The sequence below is a fragment of the Marinobacter sediminum genome (genome assembly GCF_016820575.1).
GTDB lineage: Bacteria > Pseudomonadota > Gammaproteobacteria > Pseudomonadales > Oleiphilaceae > Marinobacter > Marinobacter sediminum.
This window is the reverse complement of record NZ_JAEMQH010000004.1, coordinates 1-24,049: the sequence shown is the minus strand read 5'-3', so window position 1 is coordinate 24,049 and position 24,049 is coordinate 1. Positions and strand designations below refer to the sequence as shown.

Genomic DNA, 24,049 nt, shown 5'->3' with positions numbered 1-24,049 from the left:
AGTTGCCGGTTTGGGAACCGGGTTCAAATCTGGCGGTTATTGTAACAGCTTTGCCAGGTCGCTGACGGTGTCGGCGATGATGTCGGCCTGCCAGCGGTCAACGGACGCCGGCTCTTCGATATAGCCGTAGCGCACTGCGATAGTCTTCATCCCGGCGTTGCGCCCGGCTTCGATGTCCCGCTCATGGTCGCCCACATAGATAGCCTGGCCCGGCGCTACACCAATCTGGTCGCAAGCCAGGAACAAGGCTTCCGGGTGGGGTTTGCGCTCGGCCACATGGTCCGGGCAGATTACCGCCGCGCAGCGTTGGGCCAGGCCCAGGGCCTGAACCAGTGGCGCAGCAAAGCGCACCGGTTTGTTGGTGACAATGCCCCAGGGAATGCCGCGCTGCTCCAGCCCCAGCAGGATCGGGTCCATACCCTCGAACAGGCGGGTTTCCACGGCAACTCCTTCCTCATAGAGATCAAGAAAGGCGGTGTGCTTGGCGAGGTAGTCCGGGTGTTCCGGCTCCAGGCCAAAGCCTACCCGTACCATGGCACGGGCGCCGTTGGAGACGGACCGGCGAATGTGAGCTGCCGGCAGGGGTGTCAGCCCATGCTGCTGGCGCAGCTGGTTCAGGCACCTGATAAAGTCCGGGGCGGTATCGATCAGCGTACCATCGAGATCAAACAGGACGGCTGAAGGGTTGGCGTCAGGCTTCACGGTCGTCTCGGGAATGCATCATGTAATTGACGTCGACGTCGCGGCCCAGTTTGTAAATCTTGGTGACCGGGTTGTAGGTCATGCCGGTCAGCTCCAGCACTTCCAGCCCGGCGTGGCGCAGGTGATCGGACATTTCCGAGGGCCGAATGAATTTCTTCCACTCGTGGGTGCCCCGGGGCAGCAAGTTCAGTACATACTCCGCACCGACAATCGCGAACAGGAAGGACTTGGGGTTGCGGTTGATGGTGGACACGAACAGATGGCCGCCAGGTTTGAGCATGGCAGAGCAGGCTTTGATCACCGAAGCCGGGTCGGGCACGTGCTCGAGCATTTCCAGGCAGGTGACGACGTCGTACTGACCAGCGTGGTCGGGGTCCTCGGCCAGCTCCTCAACGGTGATTTGCCGGTAGTCGACGGTGATGCCGCTCTCCAGGCCATGCAGCTTCGCCACCGACAGAGGCGCTTCGCCCATGTCGATACCGGTGACGTGAGCGCCGCGCTGGGCCATGCCTTCGGATAACAGGCCGCCACCGCAGCCAACGTCCAGCACGCGTTTGCCGGCAAGCGGCACCCGCTCATCGATGTAGTTCAAGCGCAACGGGTTGATGTCGTGCAGCGGCCGGAATTCACTGGTGGGGTCCCACCAGCGGCTGGCCAACGCCTCAAACTTTGCAATTTCATTCCGGTCTACGTTCTGGTTTGTCATGGTCTGCTGCCTGAGAAATCCTTCGAAGTATGGTTATTTGGCCTGCTGCTGACGGATGCGTTCCTTCCAGCCATTAACCCTTAGCATCAGGTCAGCTACATCAATGCGGGTGAGCCGGCCATCCTGTAATTGAGGTACGCCGTTAATCCAGCTATGGCTTACTGCCCGGCCGTGGTTGCTGTAGACCAGGTGGGATGCGGGGTCGTAGACCGGCTGCAGGAACGGGTCGCTCAGGTCCACGGCAATCAGGTCCGCCAGTTTGCCCGATACCAGTGAGCCAAGCTCATGGTCACGGCCAAGGGCCTTGGCGCCGTTCAGCGTGGCCATGGTGAGAGCCTGGTGGGCAGACAGGGCGGAGGCGTCACCAGCAACGACCTTGGCAATCATCGCCGCGGTGCGCAGTTCGCCGAACAGGTCCAGGTCGTTATTGCTGGCAGCGCCGTCGGTGCCGATCGCGACATTGATCCCGGAGTTCATCAGTTGCTGAACCGGGCACAGGCCACTGGCCAGCTTGAGGTTGGATTCGGGGCAGTGGATGACGTGGGCGCCGGATTGGGCGACCGCTTCCCGGTCCTGATCGTTCACCTGGGTCATGTGCACGCACTGGGTGTTTGGCCCCAGGAGTCCAAGATCGGCCAGGCGCGCCAACGGGCGTTGGCCGAGTTTCTCAGTCGCGTCGGCGACTTCAAACTCGGTTTCATGCAGGTGGATCTGGATCGGTGCGCCGGTGCTGGCGGACAGTGAGATGGCGCCCTGCATGGGGCCGTCGGAGACGGTGTAAGGCGCGTGGGGCCCAATGGCGGGGGTAATGTAATCGTCGTTTTGCCAGCTGTTGATGAAGGCTTCGCCCTTGCTCAGGTACTCGTCGGGCCCGGAGCCCCAGGACGTCGGGAAATCCAGCAGCGGAAAGGCAATCTGGGCGCGCATACCAACATCGTGGGCGGCCTGGGCGGCGATTTCCGGGAAAAAGTACATGTCGGAAAACGTGGTGGTACCGGTGCGCAGCATTTCGGCCATGGCCAGTTGGGTGCCGTCGGCAATGAAGTCTTCATTGATGAACTCACCCTCGGCCGGCCAGATGTGGTCATTAAGCCAGGTCATCAGCGGCAGGTCATCGGCCATGCCCCGGAACAGCGACATGGCCGCATGGCCATGCAGGTTGATCAGGCCAGGCATTACCACGTGATGATCCAGATCGACGGTCTCACGGGTTCGAAAGCGCTCATCGGCCTCCTGTCGGGAGATCACCGCGGCTATCCGGTTGCCCTGGATAATGATGGCCTGGTGCTCCAGGACCGTGGCTTCAGGTTCGATGGGGATCACCCAACGGGCGTTAATGCGGATATCGGCTGCGGTGATGGTGTCTGCCGTCATTTACCTGCCTTCAGAGCCGGGCGCGGAGTTCCGCGCTTTGAAAATGTAGCCCGGAAGTATAAACGTTATACTGGCGCTTTTCAGCGTTTCAGAACCGGAGCTGTTTTTATGTCGAGTCCCTCTTCACCCGTTTCCTCTCCCGCCCCTTCACGAGCGGTTGGAACCGTGGCAATGCGTTGGCATGAGCACTGCCTGGAGTTACTGGACCAACGGCTCCTGCCCGCAGAGGAACACTGGATAACGCTGGAGGGCGCATCCGGCGTGGCCCAGTCTATTCGCGACATGGTCGTGCGGGGTGCTCCGGCCATTGGCATCAGTGCCGCCTACGGGGTTGCGCTGGCGGCCCGCCATGCCGGGAGTGGCGACTGGAAAGCTGAAATCCAGCAGGCAATCGGCGAGCTGGCGGCGTCCCGGCCAACAGCGGTCAACCTGTTCTGGGCGTTGCAGCGCATGGAGAAGGTGTTCCACGGCTGCCATTCACTGGCTGAAGCCTGCGAGCGCCTGGCGGCCGAGGCCGTGGCGATCCACCAGGAAGATCTGGCTGCCAACCTGGCCATGGCTGATCACGCCCTGGCAGCCATGCAGCCGGAGCAGCCGCTGTCGGTACTGACCCACTGTAACACCGGGGCTCTGGCCACCGGCGGCTATGGTACGGCTCTGGGCGTGATTCGCCGGCTGCATGAGGAGAAATTACTGCACAGGGTGTACGCGGATGAAACCCGCCCCTGGCTCCAGGGAAGCCGTTTGACTGCCTGGGAACTGGCGCAGGAGGGCATTCCGGTCACCCTTAACGCCGACGGTGCGGCAGCTTCCATCCTGGCGAGCGAGAAAGTGCGGTGGGTGGTGGTTGGCGCTGATCGCATCACCGCCAACGGCGACGTGGCCAATAAAATCGGAACCTACAGCCTGGCCGTGCTGGCCCGTCACCATCGCGTTGGTTTTATGGTGGTAGCTCCATCCAGTACCGTGGATATGGCGCTGGCGTCGGGCAAGGACATTCCCATTGAGGAGCGCGACGGAACAGAGATCCGGGAGTTCCGTGGCATCCCGATTGCGCCCGGGGGCGTAGACGTTTTCAATCCGGTGTTCGACGTCACGCCGGCGAATCTGATCGACGTGATCGTTACCGAAAAAGGGGTGGTTCACAACCCGGACAACGCCGGGATGCGTCAGTTATTTGGCTGAGGGCTTGCTACCCCGGGTGGCTGGCGGTTTTTTGCCAGGCTTTGTGGTTTCGGCCGCTGGTTCGGGGAGGTTTTCGGTATAGGCGGCTTTCAACTCGGCCACCTGCTTTTCCTGTTCCTCAACAAAGTGCAGGGACATTTCAAAGCTCTGCCGGGTGAAGTCCAGCACCTTCTGAAAACCTTCATCGGACAGGTTCCGCGCGTCATCGTGCCGCCGGAAAATGTTGATGAACTCCCGTTCCCGCTCGAACTGCAGCGGCAGACGGCCAACCCCCCAATCGTTCAGCATCTGCCAGACTTCGGGGTTGTAGTTGCGGGTGGTGCGCATGATGAACGGGATGGGGTCGTTCCGGGCAATCAGGGCGGCAAGGCGGAGGATCAATTCGAAAGACAGTGTGCTGGTGCCGTCTTCGATAGCCTCAAGCACCGATTTGTCCCTGAGATCCAGCGCTTCGCTCATCTCCGATAGGGTCAGGCCGGCCACTTCGCGGATGTCTTTGAGGGACTGACCCGCGGTGAGCATGGCTCGGAGCTGGTCCTGGGAGTTAATCAGCGCACGGCCAACGCGCATGGAGGTATCGGTAGCCCGAACGCCAAAGCGGATGGCCGAGCCGGTAAGATTGGTCAGCCGGTCAATCAGGCCTTCGGAGTCCTTGGGTTCCTGATCATTGGCGGTTTCCAGCTCCTTGATTTCCTCCATCGACCGCATCGCGTGCAGGGCATCCAGCAGGGTGTCCTGAAGCGCGCGTCGTGAAGCTCGGGACGGCTGGTCCTTGTCGTTCTCTGACATATTCCATCCCGTTCCGATTATTGGGCTGGCGCCTGCGCCGCGATTTGACGCGGCGTCAGAATGGAGGCCATCCGCCGATCCAGCTCCAACATGTCCGCCATGATGTGTCCGCCTTCACGAATGACAAAATCCAGCTCTTCGTCAGTATTGTCCAACTCAGCGGCTTGCTGATCCTGCCAATCTTCGAGGTCTTCCAGGGTCGCAAAGGGCTCATCACCACGCAGTTCGCGACGGGCATTGGCGATGTTCAGCCGGGTCCGCTCGATCTGGTCGTGCTGGTTCTTGCGGATGTCGAAGTTCAGGCTCACGGAATCCAGATTGCGCTGCTCTTTCAGGAAGTTGATTTCCTGTTGCAGCAGGCTGAATTCGGGGCTGTCTGAGAATCGTGCCTCGTGGCGGTCTCTCAGCTCATCGATAATACCGCTGAAATCGAAGTAACGATTGTGAGGAACTGCCTCGATCTGGTCCCAGGGCAGGGCGTGGTCAAGCGCGTCCTCGCCGATACGGTTGTTATCGATCCGGGACGGTATTTCGATGTCCGGGATCACGCCCTTGTGCTGGGTGGATCCGCCCGATACCCGGTAGAACTTGGACTGGGTGATTTTCAGTTGGCCATGGTTCAGAGGCCGAACTGCCTGCACCGTGCCCTTACCGAAGGTTTGCGATCCCACGACCAGGCCGCGGCCATAATCCTGAATGGCGCCCGCGAAAATCTCGGATGCAGAGGCGCTCATCCGGTTAGTCAACACCACCAGCGGACCATCGTAGGAGACCGACGGGTCCTCGTCATTAAGCACCTGAACGTCGTTGTTGGCGTTGCGGATCTGAACCGTCGGACCCTTATCGATAAACAGGCCAACCAGATCGTTGGCTTCGTGCAGGGCGCCACCGCCGTTGTTGCGCAGATCAATGACCAGACCATCAACGCCGTCTTCCTGTTCCAGTTCGGTGATCAGGTTGCGTACGTCCCGGGTAGTGCTCTTGTAGTTCGGATCACCGGCCTGCATCGCCTGGAAGTCGGCGTAGAAGGTAGGGATGGTGATCACGCCCACGGTGTAGTCTTCGCCGCCGCGTTCAAGCTCAATCACGTCCTTGCTGGCGCTTTGCTCCTCCAGTTTGACCTCGTCGCGCTTGATGGCAATGGTCTTGGTGATGGTTTCATCGCTGGCGTTGGCGGGAATTACCTCCAGGCTAACCACGGAATTCCGTGGTCCGCGAATGAGATCGACAACCTCATCGAGGCGCCAGCCAATTACATTGACCGGTTTTTTGTCGTCCTGGGCTACAGATACGATGCGGTCGGCGGGCTGCAACTGACCCTGCTTGGAGGCCGGGCCTCCCGGAACCAGGCGAACAACCTTGGTGTATTCGTTATCAGACTGGAGCACCGCACCAATACCTTCCAGCGACAGGCTCATGTTGATGTTGAAGTTCTCGGAGGTGCGTGGCGAGAAGTAGGACGTGTGCGGATCCCACATGCCGGTGAAGGCATTCATGTAAGCCTGGAAGGCATCTTCGCTACGCGCCTGATAGGCCCGCTTAAGTTGGCCTTCGTAACGGCGACGCAGGTTCTCTTCGATCGTTTCGTCGTCGGTTCCGTTCAGGCGCTGCGCCAGCACCGCGTTCTTGATGCGCTTGACCCAGAGTGCGTCCAGTGCCTTGGTGTCGGCCTCCCACTCGGCTTCGGCGCGATCCAGCAGAATGCTCTCATCGACACTGAAATCCAGTTCGGAAACGCCGTCGTTGATCAGATTCAGGGCGAACTGGAGCCGCTCGATGACCCGCTGCTGAACCAGGTTGTAGATATCGAACCCGGGCTGGAGCTGGCCGGTTTTCAGGGCCGCGCCCAGCTGGCTCTTAACCCGGTTGATCTTGTTCAGGTCCTGCTGGGTTAGATAAATCCGTTGGCCATCCAGGTATTCCAGGTAGGCGTCAAACACATCGCCGGATAGTTCGTCGCTGATGCCCAGATCCCGGAAATGGGTGAACTGCAGCTGGCGGGCGATCAGGATGTTGGCTCGGGCCTGATCGATGGTTGGCGAGACGGGCTCATAAATCAGCGACTCATCGACCTTCGCCTGCAGCCCCCAGGGCACCGCGACCAGCAGAGCCATGGTCAGGGCCTTGCAGAGTCTGGTTTGGGTGGGTCTGGCTGGGGTGTGCTTGGCGACAAATCTTTCCGCGATGGTCATAAATACTTACCTGACGGTGCTGGGCGCCGGTCGCAATTACAGAACCGTTCAAACCCGTTGGCGAATGAATTTATTGTAGGCAAGCGCTATCACCGTTGCCATAGGCATATGGTTTCGGTTCGTGACAATCTGTCCATGAAATTGTCATGTATGACATCGGACAGTCGGTGTGGAGGAGAGAAGATGAGCGGTGAAGTGATAGCAAAAAGAGAGGGGCAGGGCCCCTCTCACAGGGTGGTCAGGAGAACGGGGTGTTGGCCTCGGCCTGGTCGAGCAGCAGTTTCGGCGGTGCAAATCGCTCGCCGTGCCTCTGCGCCAATTCCCGGGCCCGTTCGGTGAACGCACGAACGCCATACTGATTGATGAACTGGATAGCGCCGCCGGTCCAGGGCGCATAGCCGATTCCGAAGATGCTGCCCACATTGGCGTCTTCGATGGTGCGCAGTACCCCTTCCTCCAGGCAACGAACGGTTTCGATGGCCTGAATAAACAGAATCCGATCCTTAAGATCCTGCAACGCCACCGAGCGGGCCTTGCCAGCATCGACGAACTGGGTTTCCAGCTCAGGCCACAGGTGCTTCTTGCCGTTGGCCGGGTACTCATAGAAACCGGCGCCGGCGGCTTTACCCTTGCGAGCGTGCTGATCCAGCATCTGATCGATCACGGCCTCGGCCGGGTGCGGGCGCCACGTATTGCCAGCCGCCTCGGTGTCCTTCTTGCTTTGGTCGCGGATGTGACGCATCAGGGTCAGGCTGACTTCGTCGGAAATAGCCAGAGGGCCAACCGGCATGCCGGACAGAACACCGGCGTTCTCGATGCTGGCGGGGTGAATGCCCTCGCCAAGCATGCAGATGCCTTCATTCACAAAGGTGCCAAACACCCGGGAGGTGAAGAAGCCGCGACTGTCATTCACCACAATGGGGATCTTGCCGATTTGCTGCACGTAATCGAACGCCCGGGCCAGGGTGTCATCGGAGGTGTTCTTGCCCACGATAATTTCCACCAGCTGCATTTTGTCCACTGGTGAGAAGAAGTGCAGGCCAATGAAGTTTTCCGGAGCGTTGGAGGCGTCAGCCAACTGAGTAATGGGAATGGTTGAGGTGTTGGAGGCGAAGATGCCATTGGGCGTAAGCCTCGGCTCCGCCTCCTGGGTGACCTTGGCTTTCAGGTCGCTGTCCTCGAACACCGCCTCGATGACCAGATCGCAGCCGTCCAGATCGTCAGCACTGTCGGTGGCTTTGATGCGGCCAAGAATCTCTGCCTTCTGCTCTTCCGTCATCCGGCCCCGGCTGACTTTCTTGGCCAGCAGCTTGTCCGAATAACTTTTACCCTTCTCGGCGTTTTCGACCGAAACGTCTTTCAGCACCACCTCAATGCCTCGGGTGGCGGTGGAATACGCAATGCCCGCACCCATCATGCCGGCGCCAAGCACACCGACCTTCCGGAAGGTTTCCTTCTCAATGCCTTCGGGACGGCTGCCGCCGGCCTTGATGGCATTAAGCTGAAACCAGAAGGTGCCGGTCATGTTCTTGGCGACCTGGCCAATAACCAGCTCGGCAAAGTATCGGGTTTCGATCAGGCTGCCGTTATCAAAATCGACTTGAGCGCCTTCAACGGCTGCCGACAGAATGCGTTCCGGCGCTGGATAGCAGCCTTTGGTCTTCTGTTTCAGCATGGCGGGCGCAATCGCCAGTTTTTGCGCCATGGCAGGATGCTGTGGCGCACCACCGGGCAGCTTGAAGCCTTTCTGATCCCAGGGCTGCTGGCAGCTGGGGTTGGCTTCGATGAAGGCCCGGGCACGGGTGATCAGATCCTCTGGCGTGTCGGCCAGTTCATCGACAATGCCGGCCTTCAAGGCTGCGGCCGGATTCACTTTCTTGCCTTCCATCAGGTAGGGGAACGCCGCCTCAAGGCCGATCATCCGGGGCAGACGCTGGGTGCCGCCACCACCTGGCAGCAGGCCGAGGGTGACCTCGGGCAGGCCCAATTGCAGTTTGTCGTCGTTCAACGCCACTCGATGATGACAGGCGAGGGCGATTTCCAGTCCGCCGCCGAGGGCGCTGCCGTTGATGGCGGCAACCACGGGTTTGCCGCAGGTTTCAAGCGCACGCATGTCGGCTTTCAGGCCGTTCACCATGTTTTCGAACGCCTGCGCATCGTCGCGGGTGACCTTGTGCAACTCTTTCAGGTCGCCACCGGCAAAAAAGGTTTTCTTGGCCGACGTGATGATGATGCCGCGCAGATCGTCCAGGTCGCGCTTCACTCCTGCGACGGTCTCGGTCAGCGCTTCGCGGAACGCGCCATTCATAGTGTTGGCCGACTGGCCCGGCATATCGATGGTGAGGGTCAGAATCTGGTCTGAACCCAGGTCGTAACGGATAGCACTCATAATCAGTTCTCCTGTCGGAAAAGGGTCGGGTTCAGACGCGTTCAATGATGGTGGCAATGCCCATGCCGCCGCCCACACAGAGCGTGGCGAGGCCAAAGCGCAATTTCCGGCGTTCCAATTCGTCCAGAAGCGTACCCAGGATCATGGCCCCGGTGGCACCCAGCGGGTGACCCATGGCAATGGCGCCGCCGTTCACGTTTACCTTTTCATCCGGAACCGACAGTTCCCGCTGGAACCGCATCACCACCGAGGCGAAGGCCTCGTTCACTTCGAACAGATCAATCTGGTCGACCGTCATGCCGGCCTTCTCCAGGGCCTTGCGGGCCGCTGGTGCAGGGCCGGTCAGCATGATGGTGGGGTCGGTGCTGGTGACGGCGGTAGCGACAATCCGGGCACGGGGTGTCAGGCCCATGGCTTTGCCCTTGGCTTCACTGCCGATCAGCATGGCCGTGGCCCCGTCGACAATCCCGGAGGAGTTGCCGGCATGGTGTACGTGGTTAATCTTCTCGACGTAGTGGTATTTTTCCCGGGCCACGCCGTCAAAGCCCATCTCGCCCATCATCTGGAATGACGGTTTCAGGCCGGCCAGGGAATCGACGGAGGTGTCAGCGCGAACCTGTTCGTCCCGGTCGAGAATGGTGACGCCATTCTGATCGGTTACCGGAACGATGGATTTGGCGAAATAGCCGTTGGTCCAGGCATTGGCAGCTTTCTGCTGGGACTTCACGGCAAAGCCGTCCACGTCTTCCCGGCTGAATCCTTCCAGGGTGGCAATCAGGTCGGCGCCGATGCCCTGGGGCATGAAACCGGTGTGCAGGTTGGTTTCGGGGTCGGAAGCCCAGGCGCCGCCGTCGGAGCCCATGGGTACTCGGGACATGGCTTCGACACCACCGGCTACCACCAGGTCCTCCCAGCCTGAGCGAACCTTCATCGCCGCCAGGTTGACGGCTTCCAGGCCAGAGGCACAGAACCGGTTCAGGGTCACACCGGCCACTTTCTCATCCCAGTCCGCGGCCAGGGCCGCGGTCTTGGCAATATCCGCGCCTTGGTCGCCAACGGCGGTGACACAGCCCATGACAATGTCGTCAACCTGCGCGGTATCCAACTGGTTTCTCTGCTGCAGTGCGTTTAACACGGTGGTAAGCAAGGTGATTGGCTTGACGCTGTGCAGCGAGCCGTCTTTCTTACCCTTTCCTCGCGGGGTGCGGACCGCGTCGAAAATATACGCCTCGGTGGTCATGGTCTGTCCTCTGATCGTTGTTGTTACGGATAAACATGCTGATGGCGTAACCATAGCGGTTTGAGGGGAGTGGGGGTAATGACGGGGGCTGCCAATCGAATTGGCGAAATTGCTCAGCCAATATGACAACGCCAGTGGGGGCTTCTATGGTTAGTGGTAAGTGCATGAAGCCACAAGAGGCGCAGTGACATGTCCCTTCGAGATGCCATCGACAATTTTTACGAACGGCTGGTGTTGGACGCGATAGACGCCACGCGACAGGAGGCGGATACCGCCGACTATCTGACCGATGTGATGTGTGTGGCGTTAAACCGTCTTCCCAACCGGTATTACCGACATTCCATCGATATGATGTTCTACCTGGCCGATGAGGAACTCAAGAGTATGAAAGAAAAATCCCTGGCAGAGGTCATGGCCGCCAGGGATTTCGTTCGGGAGCATCAGCGTGAGTGAGCTGGCTGTTCAGTCTGAAGCCACGGCGGCCAGAGCGTTATTCAGTCGTTTCGCCAAGGCCTGATCCGGCGCCTGCCCCGAGGACTTGAGGCACCAGTTAGCGACCAGTTTCTCCAGTTCCACCATCTGATCGGTATTCTGTTCTGAAGACCCCATGCCTTCTGCCAGGCGCTGCACCTGAATTTCCATGCGGCGCTGCCGGTCCGAGGCGGGCGAATCGACGCCGCCGAGGATTTCGGCTCGGATCACCAGTTCGCCGTGATCACACGCCTGCTGTTCTGCCGCCAGATCCGGCCAGTGCTTGGGTACCTGCTCCGGCTCTGGCTGCCCGTTGGTGCGAGCCAGCACCAGCGATTGCCAGGTGCTGATATCGTGCAGCATGTGCTGATCGGCCACGGCCTTTTTTAATCGCCGCTTCTCTTCCTGAACTCGCTCCTTTACGTCGGATGACAGTGCCGGCATTTGCAGGTTGTTTAGCGTACTCAGGGCTTCGGTCAGCACGCTGACATCCTGTCCACGTTGAATGCCCTGGGTTTCCTGCAGTGCTGTCACAGCGGCGTCATCGGCCGCCTGGGTAGCCTGTTGTTGCTCACTACGCTGGGCATCGCGCCGGGCGAAAATCTGGTCGCAGGCCTTACGGAAGGCCTGCCAGAGTTTGCGATCTTCACGGTGCCGGGTAATGCCAATGGCTTTCCAATCAGACTGCAGGTTTTTCGCCTGGTTCATGGCATCTTGCAGAGGCTCGTGATCGATCAGGGCAACGGCCTTGTCGACGATTTCTTGCTTCAGCGCTTCGTTTTTCTGACGTTCCTCATCCAGCGGAGCTTCCAGTTTTTTAAGCAGGCTGTCGAAATGCTTCTGCACCTGTCGGTTCTCCCGAAACTCCACAGGCCAGGCGGCTTTCCATTCCTGGCGTGCCGTCAGGTGGATCTTTTCAGCGGCTTTCCAGTCGATGCTGGACCAGTCGGCATTAGCGAGGAAAGATTCCAGCTCAGCGCAGATCTCCCGGCGTGTATTCAGGTTGGCGCGTTTGAGTCCGGATTTCGCGGAAAAGTATTCCTTGCACGGCTCGTAAGCCTTGTCCGAGGCGGCCTTGAAACGTGACCAGAGTTCCCGGTCTGAAGAGCCACCAAGATTGCGCCATTCGTTCTGGAGTTCCTTGATGCGCTCTGCCTTGGCTTCCGGTTCTATGGGCTGTTCGGCCAGGTGTTCCATCTGTTCGCAAAGGGCGATCTGTTTCGGTTCCGTGGCAAAGCCGAGCCAGTCGCTGAGTTCCCGGAGCTGGCCGGTCAACAGTTGCATTCGAGCCTGGAACGGCTTGCCGTGGCGATGATCCAGAGATTTGAACTGCTGTTGCGCGGCTTTGAACAGCTGCCGCGATTCTTTCAGTTGTTTGGCTTCTAACGCCGTTTCCAGATTGGCAATGGTGGTGTCCAGGTCCGCAGCGATGGTTTTCTGCTTGTCCAGATCTTCCGCCTTGGGCGGTGCCGCCTGTTTGCGCTGGCCGGCCAGCTTGTGAGCCGGAATCAGCAGGGACGGCATCGGGAAGCCGTCGGGCCAGTTAATTTCCTGGCTCAGGGTCTTGGCCTGGGTGCGCTGCTCATCGGAGACGGTTTCAGAAGCGGCTGCATCGGCCAGCTCTGTCAGGGCTTCCCTGGCCTGACCAATCTGGCGAATGGCGCTGACGTAGTTGCGCAGGGCCAGCATGGTGGCCTCGTAGGTTTTCTGCTGCTGCTTGTCCACCTGTGTGTCGCGAGTGGCTTCAAGCCAGCGGTTTTCCTGCGTTTTTTGCAGGGCATCCAGAGACGCCAGGGAGGGCAGGGTGTCCGGGGATTGGCCGCGCAAGTCTTCCAGGGTGGTGGACAGCAGGCTCAGGGTCTCTTCCCGTTGCCTTGTCTGTTCCAGATGGCGCGCCTCTTCGTCGCGGGCTGCCTGAATGGCCTGCAGCCGTTCCTTGCAGCGGAAGCTGGCTTCGAGGAACGCTTGGGCCTGTTCTTCGGTCGCGTGTGCTTCCAGTTCGGCCCATTTCTGGTTCAGGGTTTCCAGGCGTGCCTCGTAGAGCTTGGTGTCCTCGCTCCGGGCTTGATCGTTGGCGTTGCTGATCAGCGTAGTGATGGAATCTGAAATGGCCTCAAGCCGGGCCTGCTCCTCACGAAGGCTCTGCAGCGACTGCCGGACCGCCTGATAGACGCTTTTGTCCCGGCCTTTTGCTTTTTTCTGAACCTCTTGCAGGCAGTCGCCGTCGGTCAAACGGGTCGCTGCATTCAGGCGCACTTCGGCGGTGACACCGCTGATGGCCAGTTCGGCAAGGTCTTTCTGAGTCGGTGAACCCTCAAGAGCCTTCAGCTGGGATGCCCTGAGGTTGGCTCGTGCCTCGTCCTTTTCGGCTTTTTCCGCTTGCTCGGCTTTCTCAACGTCCGGCGTCCGGGGCTGGTTTTGCGGTTTGGCATTGGCGCCCGGTGATTTGCGGGATTTAAACAGTTTCTGGAGGAATGCGGCCATGAGGGTATCCTTTAGGATTGAAACCAGTTCACGGTGTCGGGCAAAGTAAGCCGCCACCGGCCATCGGCTTTCAAATCGGAAAGCCGGGTACGGCCTGCCGGTGTGCCTCCGGCAGGAATGAATTTGGTGGCTAGTCTAGCGTTTTGAAGACGCGCGCGGGAAGGGTTTGAATGGCAAAACCGGAAAATCAGGACGATCAGGAATACAAGGCCCGCTCGTCGGCGTTGAGGCTGCTGGCCAGGCGCGAGCACAGCCGGCTTGAGCTGTCATTGAAACTGCGCCAACGCAAGATCGAATCGGCCATTATTGAGGCGGTACTGGACGAGTATGAGGCCGAGGGTTGGCTGGACGACGACCGGTTTGCGGATGTGTACGCCCGGCAGCGGATGGACATCGGTTACGGACCGCTGCGCATTCTGGGGGAGCTTCAGCAGCGGGGTGTGCACCGTACGCCGGAGTGCCTGGATGAAATGACCGAAGAGGACTGGTGTCGCCGCGCTGTGTTGCTCAGGGAAAAGCGGTTCGGCCTGGAAGACCTGCAGAATGACTGGGATGAGAAGGTACGTCAGGCCCGATTTCTGAATCGTCGCGGTTATTCCGGGAGTCAGGTCGAGCGCGCGCTGGAAGCAAGGGCTCCCGAGCAGTAGCCGTCGGCGATTGCTAGAGCGTGGGCGGGATCATTCCCAATTCGGGCGGCAGGCTTGCCCGCATGTCTGGCTGGCTCTGAGGGTCTGAAGCGGTTTCCGGGTTCCGGGGCTCCAGGCTCACCACCTCAGCGGGCGGAGTAGCATCAGGCTGTGCTCGCTCGGTAATCCGGGCCAGGACGTCATAATAGCGGCGGATATTCTGCACGTAGAGCACCGGCTCGTGGCCACGGGCGAAGCCAAACCGTGTCTTGGTGTACCACTCCTTCTGAGCCAGCAGCGGCAGGAACTCTTTAACGTCCATCCACCGATCTGGATTCTTGCCGGCGCTTTCAGTCAGGCGGCGGGCATCCTCAAGATGACCAAAGCCGACATTGTAGGAAGCCAGCGCGAACCAGGTGCGGTCCGGTTCCGGTATTCGCTTAGGGATCTTTCGATGCACCATCCGGAAATACTTGGCACCACCCTGAATGCTTTCCTCGGCATCCATCCGGTTATTAATGCCGATATAGCTGGCGGTATTCCGGGTCAGCATCATCAGCCCACGCACACCCGTTGGCGAAACCGCATTGGGGCGCCAGTGAGATTCCTGGTAGCCAATGGCGGCGAGTAAGCGCCAATCCATCCCGAAATCGCTGGCGTAGTCCTGAAACAGCGCCTCGTACTTGGGCAGGCGGTTGTCGACGTGATGCATGAAGGTTCGTGCGCCGACATAGTTAAGCTGGTCGAGGTGGCCGTAGAAGCGTTCAGCGAGTTGGTCCAGGGTGCCATCGGCCTTCAATTTGTCCAGGAACTCGCTGGCGGCATTCACCAGTGTGTTGTCCTGGTCGGTGGGGAAGAGCCAGGCCAGTTCTTCCGGCTCACCCAGATAAAAGGCTTTCTTCACATGGGGGTAGAAGACGTGGTTCAGCTCCAGTTCGTTGGATGACACCACGGCATAGGCAAACTCACCGCTTTCCACCCGCGCCAGCACACCGGCCGCATCAATGCTGGGATGAACCTGCCAGTCAAAACCTTGATCCTTATCGGCGATCAGATGCTCATGATTGCTTTCAGCAACCAGGTGGAGCGTTTGGCCGGTCAGGTCTTCGAGGGATTCCGGGCGCATGTGGTCCCGATGGTAAACCACCACTGACTGCGCAGTGATGCCGGTGGGCAGCACCCGGTATTGGCCAGCAATGCCCGGCTGCCCCGATAAACCGGCGAGGCCGATGTGGGCGTAATTCCTGGACAGTACGGACAGAATTTCGGTGTTATCTTCGGCCACGCGAACCCGCAGCTCGACGCCGAGTTCATCGGCAAACCGTTTTGCCAGTTCGTAATCATAGCCGGTCGCACCGTCTCGCCCTTGGTAATAAATCGAGGGGGCTTCACGGGTAATTACATGCAAAACGTCCTCTGCGAGAACTTCCTGCAGTGTACTGGGGCGCGAGCAGCCAACTAAGGCCACAGCTGCACTGATCAACAGGATTACCTGAACCGGTGCGGCTGCGAAAGCAGTCAAGAATCTGAGCAATTCCCTGGACTCCCTTACAGCTGAATCGTCGGGATACGTCAGTGTATGAGTATTGGACGCATCCGGTGTCACACTCGGTGTAGCTTCCGTTGCCACGCCTTTATGATCGTCGCTGCCGGTAAGCGGGTCAACAAAGCTGATCAGTTTATATGCAAAACAATGTCAATTGTACTCGGGGGAATTCCCTACCGCGGCGCTGTATCCCGACCTCGCTTTCGAGTATCATGTCGGCCTTTCAAAATTGCACCCAGCCATCCCCCGTTTCGCGCGATACAGGTTGATATCATGCTTGAACTTCGCGGCGCTCCCGCGCTTTCGCCATTCCGCTCCCGCAAATTGCACGCTCGTATCCAGGATGCTGTTCCTGAAGTTGAGCATGTATACGCCGAGTTCATGCACTTCGTGGATCTGGAGGACAGCCTGTCAGCGTCTGAACAGGCCGTCCTCGATCGATTGCTGACCTATGGTCCCAGCGTTCCCGTTGAGGAACCTGACGGCGTCCTGTTCCTGGTTGTTCCCAGGCCCGGCACCCTGTCACCCTGGTCCAGCAAGGCGACGGACATCGCCCGTAACTGTGGTCTGCGCCAGATTCACCGTATTGAGCGTGGTACAGCTTTTTATGTTCGTGCCAGCAAAAAGCTGGGGCTGGCTCAGCGCGAGAAAATTGCGGCACTGCTGCACGATCGCATGACCCAGAAAGTATTTCATGAGATGGGTGGCGCCGAACTGCTGTTCAGCCATGAAGAGCCGCGTCCGCTTGGCCGGGTGCCGGTTCTGGCGGGCGGCCGCACCGCCCTGGTTGAGGCTAATAGCCGCTTGGGCCTGGCGCTGGCCGAAGACGAGATTGATTACCTGGCAAAATCGTTCACTGATTTGCAGCGGGACCCAACCGATGTTGAGCTGATGATGTTTGCCCAGGCCAACTCGGAACATTGCCGGCACAAGATTTTCAACGCCTCCTGGGATATCGACGGTGAGGGTCAGGAAAAATCGCTGTTTGCGATGATCCGCAACACTTTCGAGATGAACAGCGAAGGGGTGCTGTCTGCTTACAAGGACAACGCGTCCGTTATTCGTGGCAGCCGTGGTGGTCGCTTCTTCCCGGATCCTGAGACAGGTGTCTACGGTTACAACCAGGAAGACATCCACATCCTGATGAAGGTGGAAACCCATAACCACCCGACCGCGATCGCGCCGGCCGCAGGCTCGGCCACCGGCTCCGGTGGTGAAATCCGCGATGAGGGTGCCACCGGGCGTGGTTCCAAGCCTAAGGCGGGGCTGAGCGGATTCACGGTGTCCAACCTGAACCTGCCGGGTGACACCCAGCCGTGGGAAATTGGCTACGGCAAGCCAGAGCGCATTGCTTCGGCCTTGGACATCATGATTGAGGGGCCCATTGGAGGCGCTTCCTTCAATAACGAATTTGGCCGCCCGAACCTAGCCGGCTACTTCCGTACCTTCGAGGAAAAAGTACCGGGTGCGGCGGGCGACGAAGTACGCGGTTATCACAAGCCAATCATGATTGCCGGTGGTCTGGGCAATATTCGTGAAGATCACGTTGAGAAGGGCAATATTCCGGTTGGCGCCAAGCTGATCGTGCTGGGTGGTCCTTCCATGCTGATTGGCTTGGGTGGTGGTGCAGCTTCGTCCATGGATTCTGGTTCAAGTAACGAGAACCTTGATTTTGCATCGGTTCAGCGCGACAACCCGGAAATGGAACGTCGCTGCCAGGAAGTGATCGACCGCTGCTGGCAGATGGGTGACCACAACCCGATCTGCTTTATCCATGACGTTGGCGCAGGTGGCCTGTCCAATGCGATGCCCGAGCTGGTGAAAGACGGCGGCCGGGGCGGCAAGTTCGAGCTGCGGGATATCCCCAGCGACGAGCCCGGCATGTCACCGCTGGAGATCTGGTGTAACGAATCCCAGGAACGCTACGTAATGGCGGTTGCACCGGAAAATCTGGACCGGTTCGACGCGCTTTGCCGTCGTGAGCGTTGCCCGTACGCCGTGATCGGTGAGGCCACCGAGAGCCATCACCTCGAACTGGGCGATTCCTATTTTGATGACAAGCCGGTCGATCTGCCGATGGACGTGCTGTTTGGCAAGCCGCCACGCATGCACCGCAGTGTCAGCCGCGCCTCCTTTACCAAGCCGATCTTTGATTCCACCAAGATTGACCTGAACGATGCCATTCGTCGGGTTCTGCGGTTACCGTCGGTGGGCTCCAAAAGCTTCCTGATCACCATCGGCGACCGGACCATCACTGGCTTGGTCGCCCGAGATCAGATGGTTGGCCCTTGGCAGGTTCCGGTCAGCGATGTGGCGGTTACTTCCAGTTCCTTCGATGTCCGTGCCGGTGAAGCCATGGCCATGGGCGAGCGCACTCCCGTTGCGGTTATCGATGCGCCGGCCTCCGGCCGTATGGCGGTTGGTGAGGTGATCACCAATATGGCGGCTGCCCCGATCAGCCAGCTTTCCGACATTCGCCTGTCCGCCAACTGGATGGCCGCTGCCGGTCATCCGGGCGAGGACGAAAACCTGTACGAAACCGTTCGGGCTGTCGGTATGGAGCTGTGCCCCGAGTTGGGTATCACTATCCCGGTGGGCAAGGACTCCATGTCCATGAAGACCATGTGGGAGGAAGAGGACAGCGGTGAGCAGAAGAGCGTTACAGCGCCACTCTCCCTGGTGGTTAGTGGCTTTGCGCCGGTCACCGACGTTGCCAAGACCCTGACTCCGCAGCTGATTACCAATGCTGGCGACACCGACTTGATCCTGGTCGATCTGGCTGCGGGCCAGAACCGCCTCGGTGGTTCAGCGCTGGCCCAGGTGTATCGCCAGGTAGGCGCGGTGGCCCCGGATCTTGATGATCCGGAAGACATCAAGGCGTTCTTTGCGGTTATCCAGGGTCTGATCAGCGATGCCAAATTGCTGGCCTACCACGACCGCTCAGACGGCGGCCTGTTTGTCACCCTGGCCGAAATGAGCTTCGCCGGCCGTACCGGCGTTGACGTCAAGCTCGATGGGCTGGCGGAAGATGCATCGCAGTTCGCCCGGGAACTCTTCAATGAAGAGCTGGGTGCGGTTATTCAGGTTCGCCGTGAAGATACCGACTTTGTGCTGCAGCAGTTCTCTGGCGCCGGCCTTGGCGACCATACCAGTGTGATCGGTACCCTGAACGATGACGATCAGCTACGGCTGAGCTTCGAGGGTGAGTCCGTGGTGGACGAGCCACGTGTTGAACTGCAGCGTCTGTGGTCTGAAACCAGTTACCGTATTCAGTCCCTGCGTGACAATGCCGATTGCGCTCAGGAAGAATTCGACAACCTGTTGGATGCCGACGATCCGGGCTTGAGTGCCGAGCTGACTTACGACATCAATGAGGACATCACCGCGCCTTACATCAATTCAGGCGCGCGTCCCAAGGTTGCAGTGCTCAGAGAGCAGGGCGTTAACGGCCAGACAGAGATGGCCGCTGCGTTCGATCGGGCCGGTTTCGAATCAGTCGACGTTCACATGAGCGACCTGCTGTCCGGACGGATCACGTTGGAAGGCTTTAACAGTCTGGTGGCGTGCGGTGGATTCTCCTACGGCGACGTGCTTGGTGCCGGTGAGGGCTGGGCCAAGTCCATTTTGTTCAGTGACCGGGTGCGGGATCAGTTTGCCGGTTTCTTCAACCGCCAGGACACGCTCGCACTGGGTGTCTGCAATGGTTGCCAGATGCTGTCCAATCTGCATGAACTGATTCCCGGTAGCGAAGGCTGGCCGCGGTTTGTGCGCAACCAGTCAGAGCAGTTCGAGGCCCGGCTGGTGATGGCAGAAGTCATGCAGTCGCCGTCGGCGTTCCTTGATGGCATGGCGGGCTCACGCATGCCCATAGCAGTCGCTCACGGCGAAGGCCGGATCGAGTTCAACGGCGGGGGCAATGCTGCTACCCTCACCGAAAACGAACTCGTAGCCCTGCGTTATGTCGACAATCGTGGTCAGGCAACGGAGCGCTATCCGTTCAACCCGAACGGCTCTGAGGGCGGAATTACAGGCCTGACGACCCGCGATGGCCGGGTGACCATCATGATGCCTCACCCGGAACGGGTATTCCGTGCTGTGCAGCATTCCTGGCGTCCTGAGGGCTGGGAAGAGGACGGTCCCTGGATTCGCATGTTCCGGAATGCGAGGCACTGGTTCGCCTAAAACCGCGGACTGAACAAAACCGGCCCTGGAGGTGTCTGAAGAAGATATTTTCCACGGCCGGTTTTTTTGTGTCATGGATTCCCGTAATTGACGCCAATATCAAGGCCCAAAACCCGGAATTTTGGCAAAATAGCCCTTGACTCATTTGTTTTATGCACACTGTTGGTGCCTGGTTGTGCGTTCTGTGAACAAAGAGTGAGAAACAGGTTCAATTTTTGGGCGCCGAATATAAGGTATTGAAAAATATAAATAAAATCAATCGGGTGATTTTGTCGCCAATTTAACACAAGTGCAGTAATTCCGGGGTTTTGGGGCGTGTTCCCAAAAACTTTCCCCAGAGTTATCCACAGATTCTGTGGGTAAGTTTCTAAGCTATTAATCTGTACAAAAAATATCCGAATATTCAGGGGGAATGCCATGTATAAATTGTGCTATTTCGTGCCCGAGACTCATTTGGAACAGACTAAGAATGCACTGTTCAATTCCGGTGCAGGCCGGATCGGTGATTACGACAGCTGTGCCTGGCAATGTCTGGGTCAGGGTCAGTTTCGACCGCTGGCAGGCAGCGACCCATTCCTGGGCAATCAGGGGGAGCTGGAGGTAGTAGCGGAGTACAAGGTGGAGCTGGTGTGTGAAGACGCCCTGGTCGGTGAGGCGCTGAAGGCACTGAAGCAGGCCCATCCCTATGAAGAGCCTGCCTACGAAGTGTATCGAATGGAGGAGCTGTAATCAGTCTCTGCGGGTTGATGAAGACATCGGGTGCCGAATGTCCTGCACGTGGACGCCAAAGGACTCTTTTCGGAAGTCCTCAAGAAACAGTTCCAGGGTTTTTCGGACCGTTGGAAAGGAGAGTTCGTTCCACGGAATGTCATCAAGGGCGAACAGCTGGGTTTCCAGGGATTCCTCGCCCGCCCCGAATTCGCCGTTTTTCAGGGTGGCACGGTAGAACATGTGCACCTGGTTGATATGAGGAACGTCGATGATCGAGTACAAGCCCTCGATGTCGACCTCGGCCAGGGCCTCTTCCCGTGTTTCCCGTTCAGCGGCCTCTATGGTTGTCTCGGCGTTTTCCATGAAACCTGCGGGTAAGGTCCAGTAGCCATACCGGGGTTCGATGGCGCGGCGGCAAAGCAGGATCTTGCCCTGCCAGATGGGAACCGTGCCGGCGACAATGCGAGGGTTCTGGTAATGTATGGTCTCGCAGCTTACGCAAACATAGCGGTGGCGGTTGTCGCCCTCGGGGATGCGTTGTTCAACCAGATGGCCGCATGTGCTGCAGTACTTCATGTGTTTCCCCGTATACTGGAAATTGGTTTGGTAGTCAGTTTAACGATCGTGGCTGCCTCTGTCTCATCCAACCTGCGATGTACTCCTGGAGCGACAATTTGCGCGATTTACTTGCCGAACGTCTGGCGGGCTATGCACCCAGGCAGCTGGCACTGGATTATCCGGAAGCCGGTATCCTCGTGCCTATTACAGACGATCATCGTAACCCTGAAATGATTTTTACGTTGAGGTCCTCGAATCTGAACACTCATCGGGGCCAGGTTGCCTATCCCGGCGGCAAGCGGGACCCGGGGGACCCATCGCTGGCAGCCACCGCGCTACGGGAAACTCACGAAGAAATTGGCTTGCCCCCTGAGCAGGTGCAGATCATTGCTCCCTTGAGCCAGGTGATGTCCCGATACGGCATTCTGGTCACACCTTATGTTGGCGTGATACCCGTGGACCACCCCATGGAACCCAATCCATATGAGATTGAGAGCGTATTTCGTGTTCCCTTGTCGTTTCTACTTGAGGACAGGCGTGAACGCACGGACGCTTTGAACTTCCTCAACCATACCTTTTACGTACCCTGTTATCGCTGGGATCGTTATCAGATATGGGGGTTGTCGGCGGTGGTTCTGGTTGATTTTATGAACGCTGTGTACGATGCCGGTATCGATTTGCTGGAACCGCCCAATGCAGGCTAAGGAGGCTGACATGTTTTACCAGCTGGAAACGCGTATCCCCGAACTGAGTGGTGAAGGTCAGTTTGTTGCGGACAACGCATCAGTTATAGGCAGTGTGCGCTTGATGGATAAGTCGAGTGTTTGGTTCAACGTGGTTATCCGCGGTGACAACGAGCTAATCACTATTGGCCCGGAAAGTAATGTCCAGGATGGCTCGGTGCTGCATACCGATCCGGGTATTCCGCTGACCCTGGGGCGGGGCGTTACCGTTGGCCACAAGGCGATGCTGCATGGTTGCGATATCGGCGATTACAGCCTGATTGGTATTAACGCGGTGGTGCTCAACGGCGCAAAGATTGGCAAGCACTGTTTGATCGGGGCCAATACCCTGATTCCTGAAGGCATGGAGATTCCTGATGGATCGATGGTGGTTGGCTCGCCCGGCAAGATCAAACGGGAGTTGAATGACAACCAGAAAAAGATGCTGGAGATGAGTGCGCAGCACTATGTGCAGAACGGCGCTCGTTACCTGGCCAAGCTGAAACCTTGTGAGCCATCCCGATGAGTGTGGCCGATAAAGTGCGCTCACCCTGCGTCCAGGTATGCGCCCTCGATGAAAACGACATGTGCATTGGTTGTCAGCGTACCGGCGATGAGATTCTTCGCTGGACACAAATGACAAACGACGAGCGCAGGGAAGTGCTGCGTAATGTTGCCGTGCGCGAAGAAAACGTGGCGCTGTGACCCAGGCTGCAGCAACTCCCTTCAACTGAAAGACAGGCTCAGGCATGACAGAAACAACCGGCACGGTTCGAATTGGCACTCCATATAAAGACGGCGCATTCAAGGTTTTGTTCTGCGGCGCAGGTGAGTTGGGTAAAGAGGTGGTGATTGAGCTTCAGCGTTACGGTGTGGAAGTGATTGCCGTTGACCGTTACGCCGACGCGCCCGCGATGCAGGTGGCACATCGTAGCCATGTTATCGACATGTTGGATGCCGACAGTTTGCGCCGGGTTATTGAGCAGGAGCGGCCCCAACTCATCGTTCCTGAAATCGAAGCCATCGCGACGCCAGAGTTGGTGAAGTTGGAGGACGAGGGCTATCGGGTAATCCCAACCGCTCGTGCGGTCAATTTGACCATGAACCGCGAAGGTATTCGCAGGCTTGCCGCTGAGGAGCTTCGGTTGCCAACCTCACCTTACCGGTTTGCGGGCACCCGGGATGAATATCTCGCTGCCATTAAGGAAGTAGGACTTCCGCTTGTGGTCAAACCGGTGATGAGTTCGTCTGGTAAGGGGCAGAGTACCGTAAGGAGTGAAGAGAGTGTGGATGCTGCCTGGGACTATGCCCAGTCCGGTGGGCGTGCCGGAAAGGGGCGGGTGATTGTCGAAGGCTTTGTCGATTTCGATTACGAGATCACCCTGCTGACAGTGAAGCACCGGGATGGCATTTCCTTCTGTGATCCGATCGGACATCGCCAGGAAGACGGCGATTACCGGGAGTCCTGGCAGCCCCAGCCGATGTCGCCCCTGGCGCTGGACCGTTCCATGGAGATTGCCCGTGCTGTCGTCGACAATCTGGGTGGCTACGGACTTTATGGTGTAGAGCTGTTTGTTAAAGGTGACGAGGTCTGGTTCTCGGAAGTCTCGCCGCGTCCTCATGACACCGGTCTTGTTACCCTGGTTTCCCAGGAGCTGTCTGAGTTTGCCCTTCATGCAAGAGCGATCCTTGGTTTGCCCATTCCGGTGATCAGGCAGAATGGCCCGTCGGCCTCCGCGGTTATCCTGCCCGAGGGGGAATCTGACAACGTTCGTTTCTCTGGTCTGGAAAATGCTCTGGCTCAGGCAGATACCCAATTGCGACTGTTTGCTAAGCCGGAACTGAAGGGGCGTCGGCGCATGGGTGTGGCTCTGGCTCGTGGGAAAACCGTTGAACAGGCGCGCGACCAAGCGCGTGCGGCAGCAGCGGCCGTAAAGGTGGAACTCTAGCCAGGCGGGACTATCTATAGTGGTCTATAATAGAGGCCCCTGTGAGAGGGTGGTTTGAGGCGGTCAGAAACGGTTTTTGAAAAAAGTTAAAACCAACCGTTGACACCTCTCAGCAGGTCTGTAGAATGCGCATCTCTTCTGAGGGACAAGCCACTGACACAGCGGCTACCGAGGAAGGCAACCGTTTGAAATTGTTGAAGAAATTGAGTTTCAAATTTCTTCA

19 protein-coding genes are annotated in these 24,049 nt (G+C 58.5%); 9 read left to right on the top strand and 10 right to left on the bottom strand.

The window, feature by feature from the left end; all coding sequences use genetic code 11:
• Nucleotides 1-36: 36 nt before the first annotated feature.
• From gph to FGO67_RS15555, 3 genes are read right to left on the bottom strand one after another with little or no spacing between them, the layout of a single operon-like run.
• Nucleotides 37-702 carry a phosphoglycolate phosphatase gene (gene gph, locus FGO67_RS15565; protein ID WP_203301610.1) on the bottom strand — a complete coding sequence of 222 codons (666 nt, stop codon included), beginning with the start codon at nucleotides 700-702 and terminating at the stop codon, nucleotides 37-39.
• Nucleotides 692-1,408 (bottom strand): bifunctional 2-polyprenyl-6-hydroxyphenol methylase/3-demethylubiquinol 3-O-methyltransferase UbiG, encoded by a 717-nt coding sequence (gene ubiG / locus FGO67_RS15560; RefSeq protein ID WP_203301609.1) that lies wholly within the window; start codon nucleotides 1,406-1,408, stop codon nucleotides 692-694. The genes gph and ubiG overlap by 11 nt, the downstream gene beginning before the upstream one ends.
• 33 nt (nucleotides 1,409-1,441) lie before the next feature.
• Nucleotides 1,442-2,782, bottom strand: a complete 1,341-nt coding sequence (locus FGO67_RS15555; protein WP_203301608.1) for a TRZ/ATZ family hydrolase — start codon at nucleotides 2,780-2,782, stop codon at nucleotides 1,442-1,444.
• 108 nt (nucleotides 2,783-2,890) lie between these two features.
• Between FGO67_RS15555 and mtnA the strand changes: the two genes are divergently transcribed.
• A complete protein-coding gene (gene mtnA, locus FGO67_RS15550) occupies nucleotides 2,891-3,967 on the top strand; it encodes an S-methyl-5-thioribose-1-phosphate isomerase (protein WP_238942509.1) in 1,077 nt (358 codons plus the stop codon).
• Here the strand turns inward: mtnA and FGO67_RS15545 are convergent.
• The 4 genes from FGO67_RS15545 to FGO67_RS15530 all read right to left on the bottom strand — a co-directional run bounded on the left by FGO67_RS15545 (nucleotide 3,956) and on the right by FGO67_RS15530 (nucleotide 10,577).
• Complete coding sequence (locus FGO67_RS15545) at nucleotides 3,956-4,756, bottom strand: helix-turn-helix domain-containing protein (protein ID WP_203301606.1); 801 nt, start codon at nucleotides 4,754-4,756, stop codon at nucleotides 3,956-3,958. The two genes, mtnA and FGO67_RS15545, sit on opposite strands and share 12 nt — an antisense overlap.
• 17 nt (nucleotides 4,757-4,773) lie before the next feature.
• Complete coding sequence (locus FGO67_RS15540; RefSeq protein WP_203301605.1) at nucleotides 4,774-6,948, bottom strand: carboxy terminal-processing peptidase; 2,175 nt, start codon at nucleotides 6,946-6,948, stop codon at nucleotides 4,774-4,776.
• 238 nt (nucleotides 6,949-7,186) lie between these two features.
• Nucleotides 7,187-9,337, bottom strand: coding sequence for a 3-hydroxyacyl-CoA dehydrogenase NAD-binding domain-containing protein (locus FGO67_RS15535; RefSeq protein ID WP_275297958.1), 2,151 nt, complete (start codon nucleotides 9,335-9,337; stop codon nucleotides 7,187-7,189).
• 31 nt (nucleotides 9,338-9,368) lie between these two features.
• Nucleotides 9,369-10,577: an acetyl-CoA C-acetyltransferase gene (locus tag FGO67_RS15530; protein WP_203301604.1), complete on the bottom strand. Its 1,209-nt coding sequence runs from the start codon at nucleotides 10,575-10,577 to the stop codon at nucleotides 9,369-9,371.
• A 189-nt stretch (nucleotides 10,578-10,766) separates the two neighbouring features.
• On the opposite strand from FGO67_RS15530, the gene FGO67_RS15525 reads away from it, so the two are divergent.
• Entirely contained in the window at nucleotides 10,767-11,030 is a 264-nt protein-coding gene (locus FGO67_RS15525; RefSeq protein WP_203301603.1) for a late competence development ComFB family protein, read from the top strand.
• 9 nt (nucleotides 11,031-11,039) lie between these two features.
• On the opposite strand, the gene FGO67_RS15520 is transcribed toward FGO67_RS15525, so the two are convergent.
• Entirely contained in the window at nucleotides 11,040-13,532 is a 2,493-nt protein-coding gene (locus FGO67_RS15520) for a DUF349 domain-containing protein (protein ID WP_203301602.1), read from the bottom strand.
• 170 nt (nucleotides 13,533-13,702) lie between these two features.
• Between FGO67_RS15520 and FGO67_RS15515 the strand changes: the two genes are divergently transcribed.
• On the top strand, nucleotides 13,703-14,179 hold the full coding sequence (locus FGO67_RS15515; protein WP_203301601.1) for a regulatory protein RecX: 477 nt from the start codon (nucleotides 13,703-13,705) through the stop codon (nucleotides 14,177-14,179).
• Between the two features lie 13 nt (nucleotides 14,180-14,192).
• Here the strand turns inward: FGO67_RS15515 and mltF are convergent, their stop codons facing one another.
• Nucleotides 14,193-15,641, bottom strand: a complete 1,449-nt coding sequence (mltF, locus tag FGO67_RS15510; RefSeq protein WP_420844522.1) for a membrane-bound lytic murein transglycosylase MltF — start codon at nucleotides 15,639-15,641, stop codon at nucleotides 14,193-14,195.
• Between the two features lie 336 nt (nucleotides 15,642-15,977).
• Between mltF and purL the strand changes: the two genes are divergently transcribed.
• The gene (gene purL, locus FGO67_RS15505; protein ID WP_203301599.1) at nucleotides 15,978-19,886 is read left to right on the top strand and encodes a phosphoribosylformylglycinamidine synthase; all 3,909 of its coding nucleotides are present in this window, start codon (nucleotides 15,978-15,980) and stop codon (nucleotides 19,884-19,886) included.
• 417 nt (nucleotides 19,887-20,303) lie between these two features.
• Complete coding sequence (locus FGO67_RS15500; RefSeq protein ID WP_203301598.1) at nucleotides 20,304-20,615, top strand: YqfO family protein; 312 nt, start codon at nucleotides 20,304-20,306, stop codon at nucleotides 20,613-20,615.
• On the opposite strand, the gene FGO67_RS15495 is transcribed toward FGO67_RS15500, so the two are convergent.
• Nucleotides 20,616-21,173 (bottom strand): NUDIX hydrolase, encoded by a 558-nt coding sequence (locus FGO67_RS15495; RefSeq protein ID WP_203301597.1) that lies wholly within the window; start codon nucleotides 21,171-21,173, stop codon nucleotides 20,616-20,618.
• Between the two features lie 98 nt (nucleotides 21,174-21,271).
• Here FGO67_RS15495 and FGO67_RS15490 point away from each other — a divergent pair, with 98 nt between their 5' ends.
• The 4 genes from FGO67_RS15490 to purT are packed head-to-tail and all read left to right on the top strand — an operon-like array spanning nucleotide 21,272 to nucleotide 23,826.
• A complete protein-coding gene (locus tag FGO67_RS15490) occupies nucleotides 21,272-21,859 on the top strand; it encodes an NUDIX hydrolase (protein WP_203301596.1) in 588 nt (195 codons plus the stop codon).
• Between the two features lie 10 nt (nucleotides 21,860-21,869).
• On the top strand, nucleotides 21,870-22,403 hold the full coding sequence (locus FGO67_RS15485; RefSeq protein ID WP_203301595.1) for a gamma carbonic anhydrase family protein: 534 nt from the start codon (nucleotides 21,870-21,872) through the stop codon (nucleotides 22,401-22,403).
• Complete coding sequence (locus FGO67_RS15480; RefSeq protein ID WP_203301594.1) at nucleotides 22,400-22,582, top strand: DUF1289 domain-containing protein; 183 nt, start codon at nucleotides 22,400-22,402, stop codon at nucleotides 22,580-22,582. The genes FGO67_RS15485 and FGO67_RS15480 overlap by 4 nt, the downstream gene beginning before the upstream one ends.
• 44 nt (nucleotides 22,583-22,626) lie before the next feature.
• The gene (gene purT, locus FGO67_RS15475) at nucleotides 22,627-23,826 is read left to right on the top strand and encodes a formate-dependent phosphoribosylglycinamide formyltransferase (protein ID WP_203301593.1); all 1,200 of its coding nucleotides are present in this window, start codon (nucleotides 22,627-22,629) and stop codon (nucleotides 23,824-23,826) included.
• Nucleotides 23,827-24,049: the final 223 nt, after the last annotated feature.